22 protein-coding genes are annotated in these 24,197 nt (G+C 71.1%); 16 read left to right on the top strand and 6 right to left on the bottom strand.

The window, feature by feature from the left end; genetic code table 11:
• The first annotated feature begins 6 nt into the window (after nucleotides 1–6).
• The 6 genes from YWY_RS23140 to YWY_RS24015 all read left to right on the top strand — a co-directional run bounded on the left by YWY_RS23140 (nucleotide 7) and on the right by YWY_RS24015 (nucleotide 5,744).
• Nucleotides 7–1,851: a PPE domain-containing protein gene (locus YWY_RS23140; RefSeq protein ID WP_028847070.1), complete on the top strand. Its 1,845-nt coding sequence runs from the start codon at nucleotides 7–9 to the stop codon at nucleotides 1,849–1,851.
• On the top strand, nucleotides 1,848–2,618 hold the full coding sequence (locus YWY_RS0107300) for an ESX secretion-associated protein EspG (protein WP_038044682.1): 771 nt from the start codon (nucleotides 1,848–1,850) through the stop codon (nucleotides 2,616–2,618). The genes YWY_RS23140 and YWY_RS0107300 overlap by 4 nt, the downstream gene beginning before the upstream one ends.
• A 138-nt stretch (nucleotides 2,619–2,756) precedes the next feature.
• Nucleotides 2,757–3,068 (top strand): hypothetical protein, encoded by a 312-nt coding sequence (locus YWY_RS0107305; protein WP_028847072.1) that lies wholly within the window; start codon nucleotides 2,757–2,759, stop codon nucleotides 3,066–3,068.
• Between the two features lie 21 nt (nucleotides 3,069–3,089).
• Nucleotides 3,090–4,253: a lytic transglycosylase domain-containing protein gene (locus YWY_RS0107310; RefSeq protein WP_028847073.1), complete on the top strand. Its 1,164-nt coding sequence runs from the start codon at nucleotides 3,090–3,092 to the stop codon at nucleotides 4,251–4,253.
• A gap of 76 nt (nucleotides 4,254–4,329) precedes the next feature.
• Nucleotides 4,330–5,460: a pyridoxal phosphate-dependent aminotransferase gene (locus YWY_RS0107315; RefSeq protein WP_084609086.1), complete on the top strand. Its 1,131-nt coding sequence runs from the start codon at nucleotides 4,330–4,332 to the stop codon at nucleotides 5,458–5,460.
• 107 nt (nucleotides 5,461–5,567) lie between these two features.
• Nucleotides 5,568–5,744 carry a hypothetical protein gene (locus YWY_RS24015; RefSeq protein ID WP_156899136.1) on the top strand — a complete coding sequence of 59 codons (177 nt, stop codon included), beginning with the start codon at nucleotides 5,568–5,570 and terminating at the stop codon, nucleotides 5,742–5,744.
• Between the two features lie 139 nt (nucleotides 5,745–5,883).
• Here the strand turns inward: YWY_RS24015 and YWY_RS20780 are convergent, their stop codons facing one another.
• Nucleotides 5,884–6,960, bottom strand: coding sequence for a threonine aldolase family protein (locus YWY_RS20780; protein WP_051309991.1), 1,077 nt, complete (start codon nucleotides 6,958–6,960; stop codon nucleotides 5,884–5,886).
• A 136-nt stretch (nucleotides 6,961–7,096) separates the two neighbouring features.
• On the opposite strand from YWY_RS20780, the gene YWY_RS0107330 reads away from it, so the two are divergent.
• The 4 genes from YWY_RS0107330 (at nucleotide 7,097) to YWY_RS0107345 (ending at nucleotide 11,057) form a co-directional block, all read left to right on the top strand.
• Entirely contained in the window at nucleotides 7,097–7,621 is a 525-nt protein-coding gene (locus tag YWY_RS0107330) for a SigE family RNA polymerase sigma factor (protein WP_028847076.1), read from the top strand.
• A complete protein-coding gene (locus tag YWY_RS23145; RefSeq protein ID WP_051309993.1) occupies nucleotides 7,608–8,366 on the top strand; it encodes a hypothetical protein in 759 nt (252 codons plus the stop codon). The genes YWY_RS0107330 and YWY_RS23145 overlap by 14 nt, the downstream gene beginning before the upstream one ends.
• Nucleotides 8,367–8,412: 46 nt before the next feature.
• Entirely contained in the window at nucleotides 8,413–9,024 is a 612-nt protein-coding gene (locus YWY_RS0107340) for a TetR/AcrR family transcriptional regulator (protein ID WP_028847077.1), read from the top strand.
• A gap of 173 nt (nucleotides 9,025–9,197) precedes the next feature.
• On the top strand, nucleotides 9,198–11,057 hold the full coding sequence (locus YWY_RS0107345; RefSeq protein WP_211227491.1) for a long-chain-acyl-CoA synthetase: 1,860 nt from the start codon (nucleotides 9,198–9,200) through the stop codon (nucleotides 11,055–11,057).
• 5 nt (nucleotides 11,058–11,062) lie between these two features.
• Here the strand turns inward: YWY_RS0107345 and YWY_RS0107350 are convergent, their stop codons facing one another.
• Nucleotides 11,063–12,271: a hypothetical protein gene (locus YWY_RS0107350; RefSeq protein WP_028847079.1), complete on the bottom strand. Its 1,209-nt coding sequence runs from the start codon at nucleotides 12,269–12,271 to the stop codon at nucleotides 11,063–11,065.
• Nucleotides 12,272–12,301: 30 nt separating this feature from the next.
• Here YWY_RS0107350 and YWY_RS0107355 point away from each other — a divergent pair, with 30 nt between their 5' ends.
• The gene (locus YWY_RS0107355) at nucleotides 12,302–13,336 is read left to right on the top strand and encodes a DNA polymerase IV (protein WP_028847080.1); all 1,035 of its coding nucleotides are present in this window, start codon (nucleotides 12,302–12,304) and stop codon (nucleotides 13,334–13,336) included.
• On the opposite strand, the gene YWY_RS0107360 is transcribed toward YWY_RS0107355, so the two are convergent.
• Together YWY_RS0107360 and YWY_RS0107365 are read right to left on the bottom strand one after the other, a co-directional pair.
• Nucleotides 13,322–14,098, bottom strand: coding sequence for a hypothetical protein (locus YWY_RS0107360; RefSeq protein WP_028847081.1), 777 nt, complete (start codon nucleotides 14,096–14,098; stop codon nucleotides 13,322–13,324). The two genes, YWY_RS0107355 and YWY_RS0107360, sit on opposite strands and share 15 nt — an antisense overlap.
• A gap of 270 nt (nucleotides 14,099–14,368) precedes the next feature.
• Nucleotides 14,369–14,572, bottom strand: a complete 204-nt coding sequence (locus tag YWY_RS0107365; RefSeq protein WP_028847082.1) for a cold-shock protein — start codon at nucleotides 14,570–14,572, stop codon at nucleotides 14,369–14,371.
• Between the two features lie 126 nt (nucleotides 14,573–14,698).
• Between YWY_RS0107365 and YWY_RS0107370 the strand changes: the two genes are divergently transcribed.
• The 4 genes from YWY_RS0107370 (at nucleotide 14,699) to YWY_RS0107385 (ending at nucleotide 21,411) form a co-directional block, all read left to right on the top strand.
• Complete coding sequence (locus YWY_RS0107370; protein WP_028847083.1) at nucleotides 14,699–14,980, top strand: metal-sensitive transcriptional regulator; 282 nt, start codon at nucleotides 14,699–14,701, stop codon at nucleotides 14,978–14,980.
• A gap of 525 nt (nucleotides 14,981–15,505) precedes the next feature.
• Nucleotides 15,506–16,912: a hypothetical protein gene (locus tag YWY_RS0107375; RefSeq protein WP_028847084.1), complete on the top strand. Its 1,407-nt coding sequence runs from the start codon at nucleotides 15,506–15,508 to the stop codon at nucleotides 16,910–16,912.
• Nucleotides 16,909–17,877 carry a glutamate ABC transporter substrate-binding protein gene (locus tag YWY_RS0107380; RefSeq protein WP_038044683.1) on the top strand — a complete coding sequence of 323 codons (969 nt, stop codon included), beginning with the start codon at nucleotides 16,909–16,911 and terminating at the stop codon, nucleotides 17,875–17,877. The genes YWY_RS0107375 and YWY_RS0107380 overlap by 4 nt, the downstream gene beginning before the upstream one ends.
• 1,053 nt (nucleotides 17,878–18,930) lie before the next feature.
• Nucleotides 18,931–21,411 carry a serine/threonine-protein kinase gene (locus YWY_RS0107385; RefSeq protein WP_245566589.1) on the top strand — a complete coding sequence of 827 codons (2,481 nt, stop codon included), beginning with the start codon at nucleotides 18,931–18,933 and terminating at the stop codon, nucleotides 21,409–21,411.
• 750 nt (nucleotides 21,412–22,161) lie between these two features.
• Here the strand turns inward: YWY_RS0107385 and YWY_RS0107390 are convergent.
• Nucleotides 22,162–22,743: a PaaI family thioesterase gene (locus YWY_RS0107390; RefSeq protein ID WP_028847087.1), complete on the bottom strand. Its 582-nt coding sequence runs from the start codon at nucleotides 22,741–22,743 to the stop codon at nucleotides 22,162–22,164.
• Between the two features lie 9 nt (nucleotides 22,744–22,752).
• Nucleotides 22,753–23,451: an Ig-like domain-containing protein gene (locus YWY_RS20790; RefSeq protein WP_156899137.1), complete on the bottom strand. Its 699-nt coding sequence runs from the start codon at nucleotides 23,449–23,451 to the stop codon at nucleotides 22,753–22,755.
• 404 nt (nucleotides 23,452–23,855) lie between these two features.
• Here YWY_RS20790 and YWY_RS0107400 point away from each other — a divergent pair, with 404 nt between their 5' ends.
• Nucleotides 23,856–24,059, top strand: coding sequence for a cold-shock protein (locus YWY_RS0107400; protein WP_028847088.1), 204 nt, complete (start codon nucleotides 23,856–23,858; stop codon nucleotides 24,057–24,059).
• Nucleotides 24,060–24,197 lie beyond the last annotated feature (138 nt).

Raw genomic sequence — 24,197 nt, forward strand, 5'->3', positions numbered from 1 at the left:
GAGGGGATGGACGCGGAGAAGATCCTCAAGATCACCGGCCACCGCTTCGAGGGCTACACCCTCGGGATGCTCGCCATCGAAGTGGAGCTGTTCAAGCAGGGCCCCGGCTCCGGAACCATCGCGGAAGCGGTCGACGCGCTCAAGTCGGTGGCCACCGCGCTCGGCGCGGTCGACGAGGCGCTGCGGGAGGGCTTGCGCAAGATCGGCGCCTCGTGGCAGAGCGCCGCGGGCGAGCAAGTCGCCGCCGTGTTCACCAAGGACGTGGACTTCGCCGCCGACGCCACGAAGAAGCTGAACGACAGTGCGCAGGCCGCGTTCGTCATCAGCGAAGCGTTCACCAGCATGGTCAACAAGCTGCCGGATCCGGAGACGCTGCGGGCCGGGGAAGAGGGCCTGAACCTCGGTGACGTGCTGGCCGGCCTGATCGGGCACGAGACCGACCATGCGGCACGGGTGCGGTCGGCGAAGGCCGCGCGGGATCAGACGGTGGACGCGATCAAGGAGTTCCAGCTCACCGCCGCGAACGAACTGGAGGGCATTCGGCCGCTGGACGAGCCGCAGCAGCTGCACCTGGACGACGGCACCGGCCCGCGCCCGCCAGTGGGCAGTGTGGGCGGTACGGCGACGACGACCTTGGCGAGCGTCAGTGTCCCGCCCGGGGCCGAGACGCAGATCCCGGCCAGTGCGGGTCCCGCGGGCGCGCCGGGTGCGGCGGGCTGGGCCAACGGCGGCCGCGGCACGGTCGGACCCGGCACCGTCCCGGACGGCGCTCCGGCACCGCCACCTCCGGTCACCGACCGGCGGTCCTCGCACGACAGTGGCACGAGCCCGCACGCCAGCGCGCCCGCGACGGACGTGCCGGCTGGCACCTCGCCGTCGCAGGCCGGGGCGACGGCGCCGAGCAGCGGCCACGGCAGCACCGTGATCGGCGCGGTGGGCGCCGTGCCCGTGCCCGGTGGGCAGTCCACCGGCAGCAGGCCCGCCCAGACCGTGCCCCCGGGTGGGCATGGTGTTCCCGGGGCATCAGGCGGGTCCGGTGGTACCGGCGGGTCCGGTGGTTCCGGCGGCTCCACGGGCGGAGCCGGACGGGGCGGAACGAGCACCGGGCCGGGCGCGAACACCGGCGAGCAACCCGGCGGGAAGGGCTCCGGCCCTGCGCCGCGCGGCGGCGCGCAGCAACCGGGTGGTGGCTCGGCGGGCGGGATCGCCGCGGGAACCGGTGGCAGGCCGGGCGGGGGTGCGGCGAGCGGTGGCCGCTTCGTGCCCGGCCCGGAAGGCTTCGCCGGACGGGGTCCCGGAGGCAGCCAGCACGGGTCGAACCAGCCGCCGGAGGGGCCGGGCGGCCGCGGACCGGGCGCCGCGCCGCCTCCGGACAAGCTGGCAGGCGGCAGGATCTCCGGCGTCACGCCGTTCGGCGGGCAGGCCGCCCCTGGTAGCGCCACCACCTACGTGGGCGGCACCCCGTCGGGGGTGTCACCGGCCGCTGCGGGTGCCGCCGCGAGCGGTGCGGCCGCGCTGGCGGCCGGTGGCGCGGTCGGCGCGGCAGGTACGGAAGAGGACAAGCAGCGCCGCGCGCAACAGCTCGGCAAGCACACGGTGGTCGACGGCAGGCAGCTGTACGACTTCGACGCCGGGGAAACCCCGGGTGAGGACGAAGCGCGAGCGGTGGAGAAGGTGGAGCCGGAGCAGGCCGCCGACCAGCCGCGCTACCTGGAGCAGGCCGCGATGCCGCCCCGTGTCACCGAACAGACCCGGGTCCGCACGCACGGAGTCGACGACGTCGACCTGTTCGCCGACCAGCGGCTGGTCGCCCCCGAGGTGATCGGGGACGAGCGGGGAGAGACCCGGTGAGCGAGCAGGCGGTGGTGCTCTCCACCGTCGAGTTCGACGTGCTGTGGGAGGAAGAGCGGCTCGGCACCCGGCACGTCGCGCTGGAAACCCCCAGCCCCGGTGCCACCTACGCGGAACGCGCCGAGATCGTGGAGAAGGCGTGGATGTCACTGGCCGAGCGCGGGCTGGCCAACGGCAGGCGAGCCGACAACGACCTGCTGGACGTGATGGGCTTGCTGGCCGCCCCGGAGATCAGCATCGACGTCTGGGTGTGGGCGCCGGAGCAGCGCGTCTCCGGCCTGGCCGCGTGCAGCGGGAACTACGCCGTGCTCGGCGTGGTGGACGGTGACGAGGTGTGGCTGGTGCCCGCGCAGCCGTCGACGCTGGCGGAGTCGGCCGTCTCGGTCATCGGGGAACTCGGGCCCGGTGTCGGCCAGACCGTGTCGATTCCGCACGACGTCCTGATCGAAGCGGCCGGCATCGCCCGCGGTGACGCACACGCGCTGGTCACCGCGCTCCAGGACCGCGGAGTTCCGCTGTACACCGCGCAGGAACTCGCCGGCATGCTGCTCGGCCAGCAAGCGCGCGGCCAGTGGGGCGCGCAGCGGCGCACCCCGGACGGTGTGACCCGGCGGTGCGAGTACGTGGTGGCGTTCCACGACACCGATGCCGGACGGTATCTGATGCAGGTCGAGCGCAACCCGGACGGCGTGGAGTGGTGCACGGTCACCCCGGCCGACAACGCGCTGCTTGCGCAGCGGGTGTGGGAGCTGCTCGAGCAGGTGTGACAAGCGCGTTCGCACCATGGGTGAAATCCGCGCAAGCTGAGCCGGGCCACAGTGGCCAGTTCCTACAGTTGGTCCCGGAACCACTGCCGGGTCAGCCTCGTCCCAGGCTGCAGGGCAGGCGTCGAGAGGGGTCGATCCGTGACGGACCGGGCGTACAACCCAGACGAGATCCGCGCCGTCGGGAAGAAGGTCAGCCAGCTGAGCCCGAAGATCAAGCAGGCGGGCACCGGCCTGGACGGGCTCGGCGGCGACAGCATGTTCGGAGAGCTGCCCAGCTCGGGCGCCATCTCGGCAGCGCTGAAGAAGTTCGTCTCCGGCGCGCGGAAGGAGTTCGACGCCGGTGCCGAGCAGGCGAGCAGCACCGGCGCGTCACTGGCCAAGATCGCCGGGCGGATGGACGCCGACGAGGAAGAGGGCGCGCGCACCTTCCGCGGCAGGCAGCCCGAGTGACGGTGGGGGGACAAGGAGCACATGGGACTGGGAATGCCGCCCAACTGGGGCGAGGTGACCGAGCGGGAAGCGAAGATCGCCACGGCCGACCCCGGCGCGGTGCGCGCGATCGAGGCCAAGCTGTCCACGGCCGCCGACAGCGCGGACGACCAGAGCAGCGCGTTCAAACGCCTGGCCGGTGAGCTGCGCGAGGCGTGGCAGAAGGGGTCCGATGCGGACGCGCTGATCGGCCACCTGACCAAGCTGAGCTCGGCGGGCGCCAAAGTCAACGGCAAGCTGGAGAAGGCGGCCAAGGCGCTCGACGCGCTGGCCGACGTGCTGGAGAACACCAAGAAGCAGGTGAAGCAGATCCGCGAGAACGCGGAGAAGCAGATCCAGAAGAACAACGCCGAGGCCGAGAAAGCCATGCGGCTCAACGACCCGTACGAGAAGGGCTTGGTGCCCGGCCCGTACGTCCCCGACGCACAGATCCAGGCCGACACCGTCAAGAAGAACGAGAAGGTCGCCCAGGACGCGGCCGAGGACATCCAGCGCAAGCTGGACGAGGCGGATTCGGCGATCGCCGACGCGATGAAGACGCTGGACGACATCGACGGCGGTTACACCAGCGTCGGCAAGCCGGGCGAGTCCGGGACCAGCCCCAGCTCCTCCGAGCCGGTGAAGCACCCGACCAAGAGCGGGCCGGACCTGGGCGGCAACGGCTCCGGTGGCTATTCCGGCGCCTACTCCGGCGGTGGCGGAGGAGGCGGTGGCTACTCCGGCGGTGGCGGCGGAGGGGGTGGCGGCTACGGTCCGTCCGGCCCGCCGCCGACCAGCGGGCCGCCGCCGGGCAACGTCGAGGCGTGGATCCGGGAGGCCATCAAGATCCTGCAGGAGCACGGCGTCCCGGTGACCGAGGAGCACATCGACGAGATCTGGACGATCATCCAGAAGGAGTCCGGCGGCAACCCGCACGCGATCAACAAGTGGGACTCGAACTGGGAGCGCGGCACGCCGTCCAAGGGCTTGATGCAATGCATCGACCCGACGTTCCAGCGGTACAAGCTGCCGGGCCACGACGACATCTGGAACCCGGTGGACAACATCATCGCAGGCGTGCGCTACATCTTCGACCGCTACGGCGGCTTCGAAGGCCACCCGGGCCTGAAGTCGATGGCCCGCGGGGGCGCCTACCAGGGCTACTGACGGGTACTAGCCTGGCGGCGTGACTGCTGCGTTTCCCGGTCCGGCGTCCCGCGCCGACGTCGCACCGTTCCACGTCATGGAGGTGCTCTCGGCCGCGGCCGCCCGGCAACGAACCCACGGCGACGTCGTCACCATGTGCGCGGGCCAGCCGACCGCCGGTGCGCCGAAACCGGTGCTCGCGGCCGCGGCGGAGGTGCTGGCCGGCGGCGACATCGGCTACACCGAACAACTCGGCATCCCCGAGCTGCGGAGCGCGATCGCCGGCCATTACCGGCGAAGCTACGGCGTCGCGGTGAGTCCGGACGACGTCATCGTGACCACCGGCTCGTCCGGCGGTTTCCTGCTGGCGTTCCTGGCGGCGTTCGACGCCGGGGCGCGGGTGGCGATGGCCCGCCCCGGCTACCCGGCGTACCGGAACCTGCTGTCCGCGCTGGGCTGCCAGGTGGTGGAGTTCCCCGTCGGCGCGGACACCCGGTTCCAGCCGACCGCGAGCATGCTGGACGAGCTGCACCGCGCGCAGCCGTTGGACGGGGTGATCGTGGCCAGCCCGAGCAACCCGACCGGGACGATGCTGTCGCCCGGCGAGCTGGCGGCGATCGCGGGCTGGTGCTCCTCCCACGGCGTGCAGCTGATCAGCGACGAGATCTACCACGGCATCTGCTACACCGAGCGGGCCGCCACCGCGTGGCAGACCAGCACCGAGGCGATCGTGCTCGGTTCGTTCTCCAAGTACTTCGCGATGACCGGCTGGCGGCTGGGCTGGATGCTGGTGCCGCACCGGCTACATCGCGCGGTGGACGTGCTGACCGGCAACTTCACCATCTGCCCGCCGACGCTGTCGCAGCGAGCGGCCGTGCACGCGTTCACCGAGGAGTCGTACGCCGAGCTGGACGGCCACGTGCAGCACTATCGGGAGAACCGGGACAAGCTGCTGAACGGGCTGCCCCGCGTCGGGATCGACAAGATCGCCCCGATCGACGGCGCGTTCTACGTGTACGCGGACGTGTCGGAATACACCACCGACAGCCTGAGCTGGTGCCAGCGGCTGCTGTCCGAGACCGGAGTGGCGATCACGCCCGGCATCGACTTCGACCCGGTGGACGGCGGGCGCTTCGTCCGGTTCAGCTTCGCCGGGCCCTCCTCCGACATCGACGAGTGCCTCGGCCGGCTGGGTCGCTGGCTCAGGGAAACCCGGAGAACACCCTGATCTCTCGCCGTCACGCGGCGACAGGTGGCTCGCGCACTGGCACGCTGGAGTCATCGGAGAGCGACGGCACTCGTGACCGCCGCGCTGCGACCACGAAGGACGGAGACATGGAGATGATCCTCAAGATCGCCGGTGCGCTGCTCATCCTCTGGCTGGCCTTCACCCTGATCGGGGTGCTGGTCAAGGGCCTGTTCTGGCTGGCGGTGATCGGCGGCGTGCTGTTCGTCTGCACCGCGGCGTACACCGCGCTCAAGCGCGGCGCCGACAAGCACATCCGCTCGTAGCGGGCCACCACGACCGCGACCAGGCGTTTCCCGCCGGCGGCCGGGCACGCGGGCCAGCGGGCTCGGCAGGCGCGGCCCGAAGGGCTGCCAGCCCTGCCAGGAGCCCCGGCCGAGGGCGCACGGTGACCGCGTGACGGCCTCAGCCGACCTGCGCGGACGGGCCGGGGTCGAGCACCTTGCGGCGCGAGGCGTCCGCCAGCCGGTCCAGCACCGAATCGATGTCGCCTTCCGACACGTCCCGGTGCGTGACGAACCGGATCCGCCCGCCGCCGGAGAGCACCAGGACGCCCAGCTCGGTGAGCACCTGCATGGTGCGCGGCACGTCCGGCACCCGCGCCATGACGATGTTGGTCTGCGGCTCGTCGACGTCCCAGCCCAGCTCGGCAAGCCCGGCGGCCAGCCGCCGGGCGTTGGCGTGATCCATCGCCAGCGCGTCGATGTTCTCCAGAGCGCACAGCCCCGCGGCCGCCAGCACGCCTCCCTGGCGCACGCCGCCACCCAGCATCTGCCGCATGCGGCGGGCCCGCGCCACGAACTCCTCCGAACCGGCGACCACCGAACCGACCGGAGCGCCGAGGCCCTTGGACAGGCACGCCGTCACGGTGTCCGTGCCCACGGTGAGTGCCGCGGGTGGCACCCCGAGCGCGACCGCGGCGTTCCACAGCCTGGCCCCGTCCAGGTGCACGGCCAGCCCGGCCTCCTGCGCCACCGCGACCAGCTGCGCATGCTCGTGCGGCGGCATGACCGCGCCACCGGCATTGGTGTGGGTGTTCTCCAGGCACAGCAGCCGGGTGCGCAGGGCGTAGTACGGCGGCGGATCGGCGGCACCTTCCACCGCCTTGGTCAGCGTCTGCACCGACGGCCTGCCCGGGCCCGCGTCGGTGGGCAGCGGGTGCGGCATGCCGCCGGCCAGCCACGCCCCCGACCCGAGCTCGTCGGTCAGCACGTGGGCCGCCTCCGGCGCCAGGTACCGGTCGCCCCGCTGCAGGTGCAGCGACAGCGCGATCAGGTTGGCCATGGTGCCGGACGGGATCCACAGTGCGGCCGGCTTGCCCAGCAGCTCCGCGGCCCGTTCCTCCAGCTCACGCATGGTCGGGTCGTGCTCGAGCACGTTGTCGCCGACCTTCGCCGTGGCCATCGCCGCGCGCATCTTCTCGTCCGGCTGGGTCACCGTGTCCGAACGCAGATCGACCGGTGTTGCTGCCGTGAAGGTCACGGTTCGATCACATCACACGTGACGGGAGCAGCGAAACCGGGGTGGGTGAACGGGGTTTCGCACTCACCGCACATCCGGCGTGCAACCCTAGGCGGCATCGATTCCGTCCCTGGTGCAGATGCGGAGTGTCCGGCGCGTGGATCAGCGCGATGAGCAGGAGTTCGCGGAGTACTTCGCACGACGTCTCGACGCCGTGCGGCGCACCGCGTACTTGTTGTGTGGTGACTGGCACCGTGCCGACGATCTGGCCCAGGTCGCGTTCGTCGCGTTGCATCGGCGGTGGCGCAAGGTGCGTGACCGGGGCGCGCTCGACGCCTACGTCCGCCGGACGTTGGTGCGGGCGGTGATCGACGAGTCGCGTCGCCCGTGGCGGCGGGAGCGCTTCGTGAACGACATGCCCGAACCGCCGGGGGCCGTACAGCCGGAGAAAGGACTGGACGACACCGTCGTGACGCGAGAGATGCTGCTGGAAGGACTGCGCAAGGTGCCGCCGCGGCAACGCGCGGTGCTGGTGCTGCGCTACTTCGAGGGGCTGGACGTGGCGGCCACGGCGGAGGCGTTGAAGTGTTCGGAGGGCACCGTCAAGAGCCAGGCGGCGCGTGGGCTGGCCGCGCTGCGCGCCGCCCTGGGGTCGGAGGTGAACGCTCATGGACGAGCGTGACCTGCGGCGGTTGTTCCAGGAAGCGCCGGGTGAGGTCCCGCCGCCGAGCTTCGGGCTGGCCGACGTGCAAGCCGCGTCCCGGCGCGCTGCGGCCCGCCAGCGGATGCGGATCGCCATGGCGTCGTCAGCGGCCGCGTTGGTGCTCGTCGGCGGAGGCCTGTTCGCCGCTGTGGGGCCGCTGTCCGGCGGCGGTAACTCCGGCGGCGCAGGCGGCGACATAGCTGCCGAGGCACCACAGATGGGCGTACGGACGAACAAGCAACCTTCCGGCGCGCCGGAACGTCCTTCAGACGGTGGCTTCCCCTCGGGGGGCGAGGCATCGTCCAAGCAGGGGGGCGGTACCTTTTCCGCCCCCGAGGGGAACGCCGCTCGCACCGAAAGGTGCGCAGTGGTCGACCGGAAGCTCGCCACTGCCCTCGCTGGCGAGCTTCCGGTCGACCCTTCCTCCGAGCCGATTCCCGGCGACCTGTCCTGTCCCGCAGGCGTGACGTCGGCCGCCTACCGGGTCAGCGACGGCCCTCGGCGCGGCGTCGTTTCGGTCGCCAGGGTCTCTGCGCGGCTGGCCGCCTCACCCGCCGCGGTCGACCAGCTCAACGCGGACGATCTCCCGGACGCGAGCGCGGAGGCCGCTGACGGGTCGGTGATCGTCGTGGTGTCGCGCGGGGAAGGCAGCAGCGAACCGCCGTACGCATCCCGGTTGCTCCAGATCGCCGAGGGAATCGCCGCGGCGTGGCCAGGGCGGTGATCGACGTGCCCAGCAGACCGGCCGGAAAAAGGCAGAATACGCAGTCGTGACCACGGGCAGCACACCGAAAGGCGAGCGCCGCCGGGCAGCGTTGGTGGAAGCCGGTGCACAGCTGCTGGTGGAGGCCGGCTTCGACGCGGTGCGGCACCGCGCGGTCGCCGAGCGGGCCGGCTTGCCGCTGGCCTCGACGACGTACTACTTCTCCTCGCTCGACGACCTGGTGACCGCGGTGGTGGAACACCATTCCCGGCGCGAGCTGGAACGTGGCTGGCGCAAGCTGGCCGAGCTGGCCAACCGGCAGCGGGGCGTGGCCACCATCGTCGAGCTGATGCTGGACAACCTGCTGGGGCCGCGGCAGCCGACCCCCGAGGCCGACGCGGAGTATGTGCTGCTGCGCTACGAGCGGCTGGTGGCCACCGGCCGCCGCCCCTACCTGCGGCCGCTCATGCGTGAGCTGGGCAGGGAGCTGCGCGAGCTGCTGTCGGAGGTGTTCGCCCGGTCCGGCAGGCCGGTGACGCCGGACGAGCTGGAGCGCTACATCGCGCTGGTCGACGGTGCGGTGGTGAACGCACTGATCGAAGCGGACCCGGATCCTCGCGCGGTGGCAGGCCGGATGCTCACCGCGGTGCTGCAGGACAGCGACCGAGACCCTGCGTAGCCCACGGCGACGGCCTGGCGGCCCGATCCGGCAGCCGCCGCCGACGGTCCCCGGAGCACGGAGAGGGTGCGCCGAACCACATCAGGCGCTGTCCATGTCACCTTTCGGTTGCGCAACCTACCCTACTGGCTAGTAGGGTCGCCGCTGGGGCAGCGAGGGAGGCGGTGATCGGGATGGCTTCGATCGACGCGACTGCGGCGCAGGGGAGCATGCCGCGCGATCGCAGAGTGCGCCTGTTCGACGTGCTCAAGGCGGCGCCGTCGCTGATCCCGGACGCGCCGCGCATGGCATCCAGCGCGGTCCGGCTGCTCACCATGAAACCGAGCACCGTCGCCTCGGTCGGCCTGGTGTTCCAACGCGCCGCGCACAAGCACCCGGAGCGGGTCTTCCTGCGCTTCGTCGAGCCGGACGGCACGGTCCGCGAGCTGACCTACGGAGACGCCAACGAGCTGGTCAACCGGTACGCGTCGGTGCTGTCCGCGCACGGGGTCGGCGACGGCGAGGTGGTCGGCATCCTGGCCACCAACCGGCCGGAAACCCTGCTGGTCGCGCTGGCCACGGTCAAGCTCGGCGGCATCGCGGGCATGCTGAACCACCACCAGCGCGGCGAGGTGCTCAACCACAGCCAGCGGCTGCTGAACAGCCGGGTGCTCGTCGTCGGCACCGAGTGCGCCGAGGCCTTGCACAGCCTGCCGAAGCAGGACCTGCGCGGCACGGTGCTCCGGCTCCCGGACGACCAGGTGCGGTCGGACACGCTGGCCGAGTATCCGAGCCTGGCCGAGCTGGCCAGGTACGCCCGCGACAGCGACCCGCCGCAGTGCGCGCAGGTGCGCGCCGCCGACAAGGCGTTCTACATCTTCACGTCCGGCACCACCGGCCTGCCGAAGGCCAGCACGATGTCGCACCTGCGCTGGCTGAAGTCGATGACCGGGATCGGCGGGCTCGGCGTGCGGCTGCGGCCGTCGGACACGCTGTACTGCTGCCTGCCGCTGTATCACAACAACGCCTTGACGGTGTCGCTGTCGTCGGTGCTGTCCGCCGGGGCGACGCTGGCGCTCGGCCGGTCGTTCTCGGTCAGCCGGTTCTGGAGCGAGGTGGTGCGCACCGAAGCGACGGCGTTCGTCTACATCGGCGAGCTGTGCCGGTACCTGCTGAACGCGCCGGAGAAGCCGGCCGAACGGGAGCACCAGGTGCGGGTGGTGGTCGGCAACGGCCTGCGACCGGAGATCTGGACCGAGCTCACCCGGCGCTTCGGGATCCGCCGGGTCGCGGAGTTCTACGGCGCGAGCGAGTGCAACCTGGCGTTCATCAACGCCCTCAACCTGGACCGCACGGCGGGCATCACGCCGCTACCGTTCGCGGTGGTGGCCTACGACCCGGTGACCGAGCAGCCGGTGCGCACCCCGGCGGGGCGGCTGCGCAAGGTCAAGACCGGCGAGATCGGCCTGCTGCTGACCAAGATCACCCATCGTTCGCCGTTCGACGGCTACACCGACCCGGACGCCACCGAGCAGAAGGTGATCCGGGACGCCTTCAAGCCCGGCGACGCCTGGTTCAACACCGGCGACCTGGTGCGCAAGCAGGGCTGGAACCACGTGGCGTTCGCCGACCGGCTGGGCGACACGTTCCGCTGGAAGGGCGAGAACGTGGCCACCACCGAGGTCGAAGCCGCGCTGACCGAGCACCCGGACATCGAGCAGGCGGTAGTGTACGGGGTGACGGTGCCGGGCACCGACGGCAAAGCGGGCATGGCCGCGGTGAAACTCGTCGACGGGGCCAAGTTCGACCCGGCGGGCGTGGCCGCGCACCTGGTACGACGGCTGCCCGGGTACGCGGTGCCGTTGTTCATCCGGATCATCGACGAGGTGCAGCAGACGTCCACGTTCAAAAGCCGCAAGGTGGAGCTGCGCAACGAGGGCTTCGACGCCGGCAAAGTGTCCGATCCGCTCTACGTGCTGCCGAGCCGGGAAACCTACGTGGAGTTCTATCCCGAGTACCCCGGCGACGTCGCGTCGGGCAAAGTGCGGATCTGATCCGCTCAGCCGCGCTCGGCAGGCCAGCGAGCCAGGTAGGCCGCGCGCGCTGCCAGGCTGACCCGGATGTCCGCCACCAGCGGGTCGAAGAACTTGTCCCGGTACACCGGGTCGGTGGCCGCGGCCCCGGCGAAGTACAGGCCGGAGAAGGCCGCCAGGAAGATCGACACGTGGATCAGTTCGTTGGGCACCGGGATGGACAGCCCGAACAGCCTGCCACCCGCCGGGTCCGGCGGATGCGTCAGCCACGCCTCGATCAGCGGATCGGTGACCGCGATGGTGCCGAAGACCACGAAGAAGCCGAACACCAGCAGGGAGAAGAACACCACCTGCACCGCCTGGGCCAGGAAGAACACCAGGGCGATGTTGAATCGCTCGGAGCGGGACAGCGGGTACGCGCCGATGTCGACGTCGCCGCGCACGTGCGCGGCCAGCGGCGTTCCGGCCAGGCGCTCGCGGAGCTCGTCGACGGTGCCCGCCGCCTGCTGCCGCTCGAGTTCCCGCATCTCGTCGGAGACCACCGCGCGCAGGAACAGCGCGCCGAGCAGCACCAGGAACCCCACCACTCCCCACAGCCGGGCACGGTCCATGTGGCGGGGATCGACCAGCTGCCACACCTCGGCGGCGATGAACGACAGCAGGATGACCACCATCAGCAGCGGCAGCGCCTTGGAGGCGAGCGTGCCGACCGCGTTGACCTGTTTGACCGCGACCCGGGCCGCCCAGGCCAGGATCGAGCCCGCGCCGAGGTAGGTCAGCAGCAGCAACAACGCCACGCTGCTTGCGGTCACCGTCGCGGACACCCAGAACGGCTGCTCGTGCAGGCCGGTGACCTGCTCGACCACCAGCACCGCCACGGTCACCGCCAGCACCCCGACGGCGACGAGCATCTGCCCGCGGTCGCCGAGGCGGCGCATCGACCGGGACACCAGCCAGCCACCCAGCGGCGGCACCACCAGCGCACCGACCGTCAGGCCCAGCACCACCAGGGCGAACCCGGTCGACTCCCGGCCCTCCCCCGGCCACAGCGCGCCGACCCGGTCGACGACGTAGGCGAGGATCTGCAGGATCGGCTCGACCAGCAGGAAGAACACCAGGGACGGGGTGGCCCGCGGGAGCAGGTCGACGCCGCGGTCCCGGCGGCGCACCACCAGGGGCAGGCCGCGCCTGCGGAACCAGGCCTCGGCCCGCTCGACCTCGCTCAGCTGATCCACACCGACAACCTAGCGGGGCAGACTGGGGTCATGCGCTGGGTTCTGCACGTCGACCTCGACCAGTTCCTCGCGGCGGTCGAGATGCTGCGGCGGCCCGAGCTGCGCGGCAAACCGGTCATCGTGGGCGGGCGGGGCGATCCCACCGAGCGGGCGGTCGTGGCCACGGCGTCCTACCCGGCCCGCGCGTTCGGGGTCCGCTCCGGGATGCCCATGCACACCGCCGCCAAGCGCTGCCCGGACGCGATCTTCCTGCCGACCGACCCGGACACCTACAACGCGGTCTCCGAGCAGGTCATGGACGTGCTCCGGTCGTTCGACGTGCCGGTCGAGGTGCTCGGCTGGGACGAGGCGTTCCTCGGCGTGACCACCGACGACCCGGAGGCGTTCGCACGGCGCATCCAGCAGCGGGTGCGGGAGGAAACCGAGCTGGACTGCACCGTGGGCATCGGCGACAACCGGCTGCGGGCCAAGATCGCCACCGATTTCGGCAAGCCCGCGGGGATCTTCCGGCTCACCGCCGAGAACTGGTTCGCGGTGATGGGCGAGCGGCCCACGGACGCGTTGCACGGCGTCGGGTCGAAGACCAAGGCGAAGCTGGCCGCGCTGGGCATTCACACCGTCGATCAGCTCGCCGCCGCCGACCGCGACATGCTGGCCGCGCGTTTCGGTCCGGTGATGGGCCCGTGGTACCGGCACCTGGCGCACGGCCGCGGCGAGACCGAGGTGGCCGCGACGCCGTACATGGCACGTTCGCGGAGCCGGGAGACCACCTTCCAGCAGAACCTGACCGAGTGGGCCGACGTCGAAGCGGCCACCGCCGAGCTCGCCCGGCGGGTCAGCGAGGACGTCGCGGCCGAGGGCCGCCCGGCGGTGCGGATCGCCGTCAAGGTGCGCTTCGCACCGTTCTTCACCCGCACCAAGAGCGCGAAGCTGCCGACGCCGACCAGCGACCCGGCCGAGCTGGAGCGAGCCGCGCTCGCCGTGCTGCGGGAGTTCCCGCGGGACCGCCCGATCCGGCTGCTCGGGGTGCGGGCGGAGTTCGCGAGGGATTCACACGCCGGGTAGCCGCTTGGGCAGCAGCACCGAGCTGGCGCACAGCCCGTAGCCGAGCACGGGAGCGAACGCACCGAGATCCAGCGACAGGAAGTCCGAGGTCCCGGTCAGGTCGGTCACCGCGTAGACGTGCACGGCACCGGCCACCAGCAGGACGAGGACGGCCACCCGGCGGAACATCGACACCGCGACCTTGAGCATGAAGGCCACCACGACGATGGCCACCACCGCGACCCCACCGATGATCAGATCGACCTGGCTCGGCTCGGCGCTGTCGCCGTCGACGAGGCCGAACAGCGGCCGTGCACCGTGCCACACCGTCAGGTAGGCGAGCCCGAGCAGGGTCAGGCCTGCCCAGACGACCTTCATCGCGACGGATTCGAACAGCGCGGCCAGCGTCAGGACCACGCTCAGCGCGGCCAGTGGATAGGTGAGCAGGAACAGGTACCACTCGCCGAAGCCGCTCGGCTCGCCGAGGTCGATCGCCTCCCACGCCTGAAGCGCGGTGAGGTCGCCGTCGCCGGTGGTCACCCAGGGCAGCAGGAACAGGCTGATCGCGTGCACGGCGACGCCGGCCACGGCGAGGATCAGCCCGAGTCCGGGCAGCCGCAGCCCGGGGCCGGGTTCCGGTGCCTGGTACGCCGGAGCCTGCTCCGGGCGATACCGGTCCGCGTAGCCGTCGCGGTGCGGGGCCTGCTGGTACTCCTGGTGCGGGGCCGGTGAGTAGTAGTCACCGCCCGCCTGTGGTGCGTGCCCGTACGGCTCGTCGGTCATGCGCTGCGGGTTGCCGTACCCCGGAGGGCGACGGCGCTGAAACGGCGGTTGAGACACGCCGCGCACAGTAGCGGTTCGGGCTGGTCGTCGGAAACCCGTTGCCCGGATGTTCGCCGAGGTTCGCCCCGCTTGGTGGAAAGCGGCGCGCGGACCAGCACCGCCACGACCGGGGAAGTCGGCAACAACGCGGGGGCCGACGTGCTCGCCGAGCGCCAGCACCGCCGCGACCGGGGAAGTCGGGCTGTTCGCGGGCTCGCGGTCCGCCGACGGCTAGAGCACCCGTACGTTGGTCGCCTGGGGCCCTTTCGCCCCGTTGCCGATTTCGAACTCGACTCGCTGGTTCTCCTCCAGGGTGCGGAATCCGGTGCCCTGAATCGCGGTGAAATGCACGAACACGTCGCGACCGCCGTCATCGGGCTGGATGAATCCGTAGCCCTTTTCCGAGTTGAACCACGCCACGGTGCCCTGAGCCATGTCAATCCTCTCGACGCGCGGGGAGTCAAACACGCGCCCGAACACGGTGTCAAGAAACCGGCAGGACGCTCACCGGCCGCCCGGCGAGCACCGGATTTTCATACCCCCTCCGGGTATCCTGGGCGCATGCACGGATACACCGAGGACAAAGACCGCTACCTGAAGCGGCTGCGGCGCATCGAGGGTCAGGTCCGGGGCATCGCCCGCATGGTGGAGAAGGACGAGTACTGCATCGACATCCTGACCCAGGTCTCCGCGGTCACCAAGGCGCTGCAGGCGGTCTCCCTCGGCCTGCTGGACGAGCACCTGAAGCACTGCGTGGCCGGCGCGATCGCCAACGGCGGCGCGGACGCGGACGCGAAAGTGGCCGAGGCCAGCGCTGCGATCGCGCGGCTGGTCCGTTCTTGACCCGCGCCGCGGCGTCCGATCCTTTCTCGCTCGGTCAATTGGCAGGTCGCATCGGGAACAATTCACGATCTCCTGCGCCGATGCGGTGATCTTGTCACCGGCCATAGCCCCGCGCGGCACATTCGTGAGCTCGTCGAGCCCCGCGGTTGCCGCCTGGAAAGCCTGGTACTTGGCGTCGAATCGCGACGCGGCGCCCGTCGGCCGTCGCCCCGCAAGGCTCAGCGCCGCTCGGCGGGCGTCCCGCGGAACACCGAGGTCACCCGGCCCTCGTGGCCACCGCGAAGCGCCCTCGCCCGGTTCGCTCGTTCGTGTCACGGCGCGGCGCACCATACTCACCATTGGTGACGCGATTCGTCTCTGCGTTGACACCAAAGTGACGAACACCGCGTCGATTGATCCGATTGATACCGCCGGACCCTGCAGATTGGACTACGTTGCTCAAGCGGGGCGCATCTCGCCGGTCTGGGGGCCGCGCGCGCTCGCTGGAGGGTTCGTAGGCATTTGGCGCGGAGGACGATCTTGCCGATCACCACTACGGCCCAACCCCGCCCGCCCGGGCAGCTGACGTCGCCGGGGCAGATGCCGCCGGACAACCGGGGCAGGTCCGGGCTGCGCGGTGTGGTGGGGTTGGCCCGTGCAGGCGTGCGCACGGTGGTGCGCTCGTGGACCACCACGCCGGGACGGCTCACGCTCATCGCCACCGGCCTGGTCATTCTGACGCTGCTCACCGGCCTGACCGCGGCCGTCATGGCACAGCAGAAGACGGACGCGGTCAGCGAGCTGACCAACCGCCGTGAGCCGCTGACCGCCGCGGCAGGGCAGGTCTACCGGGCGCTGTCGGACGCGGACGCCACGGCGTCCAGCTCGTTCCTGTCCACCGGGGACGAGCCACCGGCGCTGCGGGTGCGGTTCATCAACGACATCGCCCAGGCAGGCGTCTTCTTGGCCCGTGCGGCCTCCGACCCGGAGGCGGGCCCGGAGATCTCCCGGCAGATCGACATCATCGGCGAGTACCTGCCGATCTACGCCGAGCTGGTCGGCACGGCCCGGGCCAACAACCAGCAGGGCTTCCCGGCGGGCGCGGCGTATCTGCGCGAGGCGTCGCAGCTGATGCAGTCGACCATCCTGCCCGCTGCCGAGGCGCTGTACGAGGCGGACACCCGGGCGCTGGCCGACCGGCAGGCCGAGGCCCGCGGGTTTCCGTGGCTGACCGCGCTGCTGGTGACCGGGCTGCTGGCCGCGTTGATCGCCACCCAGCTGTATCTGAAGCGGCGCACCAAGCGGGTGTTCAACATCGGCCTGGTCGTGGCCACCGCGGCGATCGTGGTCGGTGTGCTGTGGAGCTCGGCGGCGCTGATCACCCAGAGCGTGCTGATCAGCAGCAGCGAGACCAACGGCTCCGAACAGGTGGACCGCCTGGTGCGGGCGCGCATCGCCGGCCTGAAGGCAAGGGTGGACGAGACGCTGCTGCTCGTCTCGCGCGGTGAGGGCCAGCAGTACGCGGAAGAGTTCACGCGGATGTCGGAGGAGATGGCGGGCAAGGACGGCCGCGGCGGCCTGCTGGCCGAGGCGCGGGCAGCCGCCGAGGGGCACGACGCGTTGGCCGCCACGCTGGACAAGGCGCAGGAACACGCCGCAGCGTGGCTGAAGGCACACGCCAAGGTCCGCGATCTGGACGACGAGGGCGAGTACCTGGAGGCGGCCAGCGTCGCGATCGACGACACCCGCGAGGACAGCAGCGCGCGGGCGTTCAACAAGCTGGACATCGAGCTGAACACCGCGATCCAGCACGGCAGGCAGAACTTCTTCGACGACGCCTCCGACGCGGGGGCCGCGCTCACCTTGCTGCCCTGGGGCTGGATCGTGCTGGGATTCGTCGCCGCAGGCGGCGTCGCGGTGGGCATCCAGGAACGGCTGAGGGAGTACCGATGAGGAGGCTGAAAGCGGCGGCGCCGCTGGCCGCACTGCTGACCGTGTTCGCCGTGATCAGTGCCTGCGCCTCCGGCGGGCCGCGGGACCTCTCGCCGATGGTGTCGGTCGAGCCGCCGATGCCGGCCAACGTCACGATCAATCCGGAGATCGAGACCACGTCGTCGAGCGGGGACGACTGCGGCGACCCGACGGTGAGCCTGCGGCCGCAGGGCCTGGACATCCCGCCCGGGTCGACGATGGACAAGATCCGCAAGCGCCGCAAGCTCGTCGTCGGCGTGGACCAGAACACGTTCCTGTTCGGCTTCCGCAACCCGGCCACCGGCCAGCTGGAGGGCTTCGACATCGACATCGCCAAGGCGATCGCGGAGAAGCTGCTCGGCCACCCGGCGGCGGCCAAGTTCCGCGCGATCACCTCCGACCAGCGCATCGAAGCGCTGAAGTCGGGCAAGGTGGACATCGTGGTGCGCACCATGACCATCAACTGCGAGCGCCGGAAGGACATCGAGTTCTCCAGCGTGTACTACGTCGCCGGGCAGCGGGTGCTGGTGAAGAAGGCGTCCGAGTACAAGGGCCTGGAGGATCTCGGCGGCAAGCGGGTGTGCGCCACCAGCGGGTCCACCTCGCTGCGCAACATCGCGGCGTCGCCCGCCAAGCCGATCCCGGTCGCGGTGGACAACTGGTCGGACTGCCTGGTGATGATGCAGCAGGGACAGGTCGAGGCCATCTCGACCGACGACACCATCCTGGCCGGGATGGCCCAGCAGGACCCGACGCTGCACGTGGTCGGCGATCGGTTCACCGAGGAGCCGTACGGCATCGGGATCCCGAAAGAGAACAAGGACATGGTCCGCTACGTCAACGCGGTTCTGGAGGAGATCCGCAACGGGCTGTGGCAGCAGAGCTACAACAAGTGGCTCAAGCCCGCGCTCGGATCGAACTCGCCGCCCAGGCCGAAGTACCGCTAGGGGGAAGTCAACCCGATGACGTCACCGGAGGAGCCCACCAACACCGGTCGCGGGCGGGGCGAGCCCGCGCAGCCCGCGCGCGAGGCCGGTCAGCCGTCCCCGGCCAGGCCGAGCGCGCCCGGTTCGCGCCCGGAGGACGCGCCGCCGCACTACCAGCCGACGTCCTCGGAGCCGGGCAGGCAGGCAGCGGATTCCGACGCCGGCGGTGAGCCCCCGCTCCACCAGCGGGGCGCATCGGAGCCGCTGCGCCCGCAGCCGGGACCGCAGCACGCCCCGGTGCCGCATCGGCCGGGGCAGCCGCCACGGCGGTCCGGGCCTCCCGGCGCTGAGGCGCCGACGAAGCCGAACATGCGGCCGGTGTCGCCACCAACGCCGGGAGCACGTGAGGGGGCGCAGCGGGAGTCCGCCGGGCCGGAACTGTCCCAGCCGAGCGGGCGGCACGCGGCGTCGCCGGAGCCGTCGCATGGCAGTGGTCATCCGTTGGCTTCGCAACCGCCATCACAACCCAGCGGACACCCGCTGGCCGCACAGCCGCCGTCACAGTCCGGCGGACACCCCTTGGCCCCTCAGCCAGCCTCGCAGTCCGGCAGGCATCCGCTGGCTTCGCACCCCCCGTCACAACCCAGCGGACATCCGCTGGCGTCACAGCCCGGCGAACACCCGCTGGCCGCACAGCCACCATCACAGCCCAGCGAACACCCGCTGGCCGCACAGCCACCGTCACAGCCCAGCGAACACCCGCCGACATCGCAGCCCTCGTCCCAGCACAGCGGACATCCCTCGGCGCCCGGTGAGGCATCGCGACCGGGGCGGCCCGCCGGGGAACAATCGCACGCTTCCCGGCCCGCCGAGTCGCCGCGGCAAGCGCCGGCCCCCGCGCAGCCGGAATCCGCGGAGCGGTCACAGCCCAGCGGCCGCCACGCCGCATCTCCGGAGTCGTCGGAATCCGCCGCGCCACAGCCGGGCAGTGCGGACCAGGCGCCGCAGCCCTCCGGAAGCGCAGCGACCGACCAGGAAGGCGACGCCCAGCCGGAGTCCGGACAGGACGAGGCGATGCCGCCGGCTTCCGCCTTCGAGCACATGAGCCTGGCCGAGGCGACCCGGTTCGTCACCATCCAGCCCGAGTCGGCCAAGCAGTGGCAGCCGCCGCCCGCGAACGCCCCGGACGTCACCAGCGTGCTGCAGCAGGCGCCGCAGACCCGGCTGGTCGCGCCCCCTCCGGAGGCACGGCAGGCCCGTCCGGACACGCCTGAGATGTCCGTCCCGAGCACCGGCAGCCTGCGGCCCATCGACGGCGAACCGTCGAGCTCCAGCGAGCCGTCGGCTGGTACGGGGACCGGCAGCGCACCGGGCACCGGCACCGGAACGGGCAGCTCCGGCATCGGCCGCACCGCGTTCACCGGCACCGGGACGGGCACCGGCAGCCGCCCGTTCACTCGCCGTCGCACGTCCACCCAGCGCACGTCCCGCCGCGGCGGGCTGGGCGCCGGCCTGGTCGAGGTGCCGCCGGTGCCGTATCGGGAGCCGTCGTCCGCCGTGATGAAGGACCCGGTGGTCGCCGAGCACAAGCGGTTCTGCAGCAACTGCGGCGCCAAGGTCGGCCGCGGCAAGGACGGCAAGCCGGGCCCCACCGAGGGCACCTGCCCGAAGTGCGGCACGCCGTTCTACTTCAAACCCAAGCTGCAGCCCGGTGAGCTGGTCGGCGGCCAGTACGAGGTGCTCGGCGCGCTCGCCTACGGCGGCCTCGGCTGGATCTACCTGGCACAGGACCACAAGGTGGCCGACCGCTGGGTGGTGCTCAAGGGCCTGATCAACGCGGGCGACGAGAACGCCATCCAGGCCGCCAGGAGCGAGACCCGCTACCTGGCCGAGGTCGAGCACCCGAACATCGTCAAGATCTACAACTTCGTCGAGCACCCGGACCCGCAGACCGGCACCACGGTCGGTTACATCGTGATGGAGTACGTGGGCGGCCAGTCGCTGCGGCAGATCGCGCTGGACCACCACAAGCGCACCGGCCGGGCGGAAGGCCTGCCGATCGGCCAGGTGATCGCCTACGGCCTGGAGATCCTGCCGGCGCTCGGCTACCTGCACAGCCAGGGCCTGCTGTACTGCGACCTGAAGCCGGACAACGTCATCCAGACCAACGAGCAGCTGAAGCTGATCGACATGGGCGCGGTCCGGCGGATGGACGACTACGAAAGCCCGCTGTTCTTCACCTCCGGCTACAGCGCGCCGGAGCTGGCCACGCACGGCGCCAGCGTGCAGTCCGACCTGTTCACCGTGGGCCGCACCATGGCGGTGCTGTCGTTCGAGTTCTCCGGCTACTCGTCGAAGTACAAGACGACGCTGCCGCCGCGGGAAGAAGTCCCGCTGTTCATGCTGTTCGACAGCTACTACCGGTTCCTCAAGCGGGCCACCCACGCCGACCCGGAGCGGCGGTTCGCCTCGGCGGCCGAGATGGCCGAGCAGCTCAAGGGCGTGTTGCGCGAGGTCATGGCGCTGGGCACCGGCGAGCCGCGGCCCGGCACGTCAACCTTGTTCAGCCCGGAGACGCACACGTTCGGCGTCGATGCGGTCGTGCCGGAGGAGGGCAGCCACACCCCGCCGAAGCCTGATCCGCAGGACGTGGTGGAAGGGCTGCCGGTGCCGATGGTGGACACCGAGGACGCGGCGGCCGCGTTGCTGGCCACCACCACGGCGGCGGAGCCGCGGGCGGTGATCGAGGCGCTGAAGAACGCCCCGCACGATTCGATCGAGGTGCGGCTGCGCGTGGTCCGGGCCCGCGTCGCACTCGGCGAGCTGGCGGAGGCGCACCGTCAGCTGCAAGCCGCCCAGTACATCGCGGTCAAGTCCGGCTTCCCGCACGACTGGCGGCTGGAGTGGTACCGAGGACTGATCGAACTGGTCGCCGGACGACCCAAGCTGGCGCACGCGGCGTTCGATGCGGTGTACGACGAGCTGCCCGGGGAGATGGCGCCGAAGCTGGCCCGCGCGGTGGCGGCCGAGCTGCTGGGTGACTACTTCACCGCGGCCCGCGGCTACGAGCAGGTGTGGCGCACCGACCGCTCGTACGTGAGCGCGGCATTCGGCCTGGCGCGCGTCTACCTGGCACAAGGGGCACGGGAGAGCGCCATCCAGGCGCTGGAGTCGATCCCGGCGGCGTCGACGCACTACACGGCGGCCCAGGTGGCCGCGATCAAGATCAAGATGCGCGGCGGTGCGGCCGGGACCGGGTCGCTCGACGAACGCGACTTGGTCGACGCGGCCGGCTGGCTGGAGCGGCTGAGCCTGGACGCCGAGCGCCGGGCGAAGTTGTCGGCTGAGGTGCTCGAGGCGGCGTTCGCCCTCGTTCAGCGGCGCAACGGGCAGCCGTCCCATGCGACGGTGCTGGGCTGCCAGCTGAACGAGCGGGACATCCGCTTCGGGTTGGAGCGGTGCTATCGCGCGCTGGCCAGGCTGGCGCAGACGAAGGAAGAGCGCATCGCGTTGGTCGACAAGGCGAACGACGTCCGCCCGCTGACCAGGACGTGACAAGCAGGGTCGGGTAACTCGCGCGAACGCCGCTCCCGCCGCCTTCGCCGACCGCACTCGGTGCAGGCGGCGGTCCTTGGCCCGCTCGCGCCCTTTTCGCCGACCTTGCAGCCAGGCACGGTCATCTGCCCGGCGGAAGGCTGCGCCACACCGGTTTCGCAGACGGCGCTCGGCCGCTTCGGCCGTCCACGGCCACGCGCGCGCTCGTAGACGTGGTCACCGGGCGCTCGGGAAGCCCGGATTCGCGTGGTCTGCGCCCCGGTCATGCGCTGCCAAGCCGCCCGGCAAGCCGCACACTCACCGCGGCCGCAGCCCCGCCCAGTGACCCGACGTGGCCGGCAACCCACGATCGCCTAGCCCCTCGAAGCGCGGTTCACTGCGCCCTCGCGGCTGCCTGAATTCGCCTCGGCAACCCTCCACCCGGGTCACGCGACTCCCAGCGAGGCGCGCACGCGCACCCACCCCAGGCAGGCCGCGGCGCACCGCCGCACTCGGTGTAGGCGGCGTTCCCAAGCCCCGGCCACGACGCTCCCGCAGGCCGCGCTCCTTCGGCCGCACCACCCCCCATCCCGCCGACGACCTCGCTCGCCACCCGGCCCTGTCGAAGTCACGCTCACCGGCGCACACGGTCGCTTCGTGTGCTCGTCGCCGCACCCCGGCACGTCGGTGACCAGGTCGGCGCGCGCAGCCCCGGCGTAGGTGTGCCCGGCGCACAACTCGCACGCGGCCGCTCACGGTTCCGTCGAGCCGCTAGGGATTGACGTCCCAGCCTTCGCGTTCCCGCTCGGACATCGAGGCGCCGAGCTTGCGCAACGCGTCGGCATCGCCGTGCTTGATGAAATGGTCGAGGCCCACGCTGATGAACAGGGCGCGCGCTTGCACCGCGATCGGCCCGTCCTCGGCGTCGAGATGGCCGTCGGCGCTGGCATAGATCTTCCGCCCGGCCACGCCGTCCACCTTCGCGGCGATGTGCAGCACCGACCCCACCGGCACCGGACGGCGGAAGTCGGTCTCCAGGCGCCCCGTCACCGCCGGGCGGCGCAGCATCTGGCCGACGACCACGCCAAGCGCCTCGTCGAACGCGCAAGCCAGCAATCCGCCGTGGGCCAGGCCGGGGGCGCCCTGATGGTTCTTGGTCACCTCGAAGCGGGCGCGCACCATGTTGTTCTCGGCGGCCTCGGTCTCGATGCGCAGCCCACCGGGCTGCTCGGGACCGCACCCGAAGCACTCCGCGTAGTGCGACGACAGCTTCTCGCCCGGCTCGGGCGCGTGGCGGTGAATCGTCGGCGGCTCGGTCTCGACCGGCGGCCAGGTACGCATTCTTTCTCCCACGCCCCCACGTTACTGATCGGTAATCCGGAACCCCAGCTTCTTGTCGGCTGCGCCATAGTGGCCCGGGGCGAGCATCACGCCGTACAGCTCGGCGTCGAGCTCCACCTTGGTGCCCGGTCGCCAGCTGCCGCGCGGCTGCCACGTGGCAACGCGGCCGTCCTCCGACCATTGCCACGAGCCACGCGTGCGCGGCGACGTGGTGATCTGCATGAGGTTCGCCACCATGTCGCGCTTCTGCACCGGCGCGCTGAATGTGACGGCGATGCGCAGATCAGCCGGATAGATTCCCCCATCCACCACGTTGGTGGTCGTGGTGACCAGAACGTCCGGGTCGATCGTCTGGAACGACCCGGAGATCGGATAGCGCTTGCCGTTCTTGTCGACCGCCACGCCCTGCCACTGGTACTGCGTGGCGAAGGCCGGCTTGCCGTCCGCCGTCCAGCTGCGCTTGTCGGAGGAGAGCGAGCCGTCGACCCGGTTGCCCGCGGCGTCGGTCAGCTCGACGGACTTCAAGGAACCGGACGTCACGGTGATGCTCGCCGGCCTGCGCGGCACCACGTTCTGCGCGCCGAATGCAGGGTCCGGCAGGATCCGGAACACGGTCCGCTCGGTCGCGTCGGTGACCGGGTTCTGTCGTTCGGTCGCCGACGAGCCAGCACACCCCGCGGCACCAACGGTCAGGACGGCAGCCAGCACAACTGCTGCCACGGAGTAGGTCCGCACTGCTTTGCCCTCTCGCTGAGCTGATCGCCCCGCCTACCGCCGGAGTCGAACGTCACACCGGCGGCGTGCCGCCGGTGGTTCGCCGACCGCGGCGGGCGAAGCATGCACATTCAACCACCTTTCACCCGCCGGATCTCGCACTGAGTGCCCGGTTCGGCACACGCGGTGAGTAGCCCGAACGGGGTGAGATGCGCTCGGGTCTTTCGAATTGGCAAGTTCCGGGTACGCTACCTGAAGGCCGTCGTTTTGCGTTGTCGTGGCTTCACACTCGCGGAACTTCTGACGTGAGCTGTGCCGTTGCGCACCTGCTCTCTCGTTGGAACCGCCCGGGACGGTCGCGGGGATCCGCACACGGGTTCCCGAAGCGGAGTAAACGAGGAGTAAAAGCGGTGGCGCAAGGCACTGTGAAGTGGTTCAACGCCGAAAAGGGTTTCGGCTTCATCGCCCAGGACGGCGGCGAGGGTGACGTGTTCGTGCACTACTCGGAGATCGTGGGCAAGGGTTTCCGGACCCTCGAGGAGAACCAGCGCGTGGAGTTCGAGATCGGCCAGGGACAGAAGGGGCCGCAGGCCCAGCAGGTCCGGGCCATCTGACGACTCGCCTGACCAGCAAGCCCCCGGTGGACGTGTCTGCCGGGGGCTTGTTGTGTGTCCGGGGCGTTCCGGCCCCACATCGTGCGCAGCCCAGCGGCTCCGGCACACCGGCCGGGCACGACTCGGCCGGGGGGGGGG

The sequence above is a fragment of the Thermocrispum agreste DSM 44070 genome (assembly GCF_000427905.1).
GTDB classification, from domain to species: domain Bacteria; phylum Actinomycetota; class Actinomycetes; order Mycobacteriales; family Pseudonocardiaceae; genus Thermocrispum; species Thermocrispum agreste.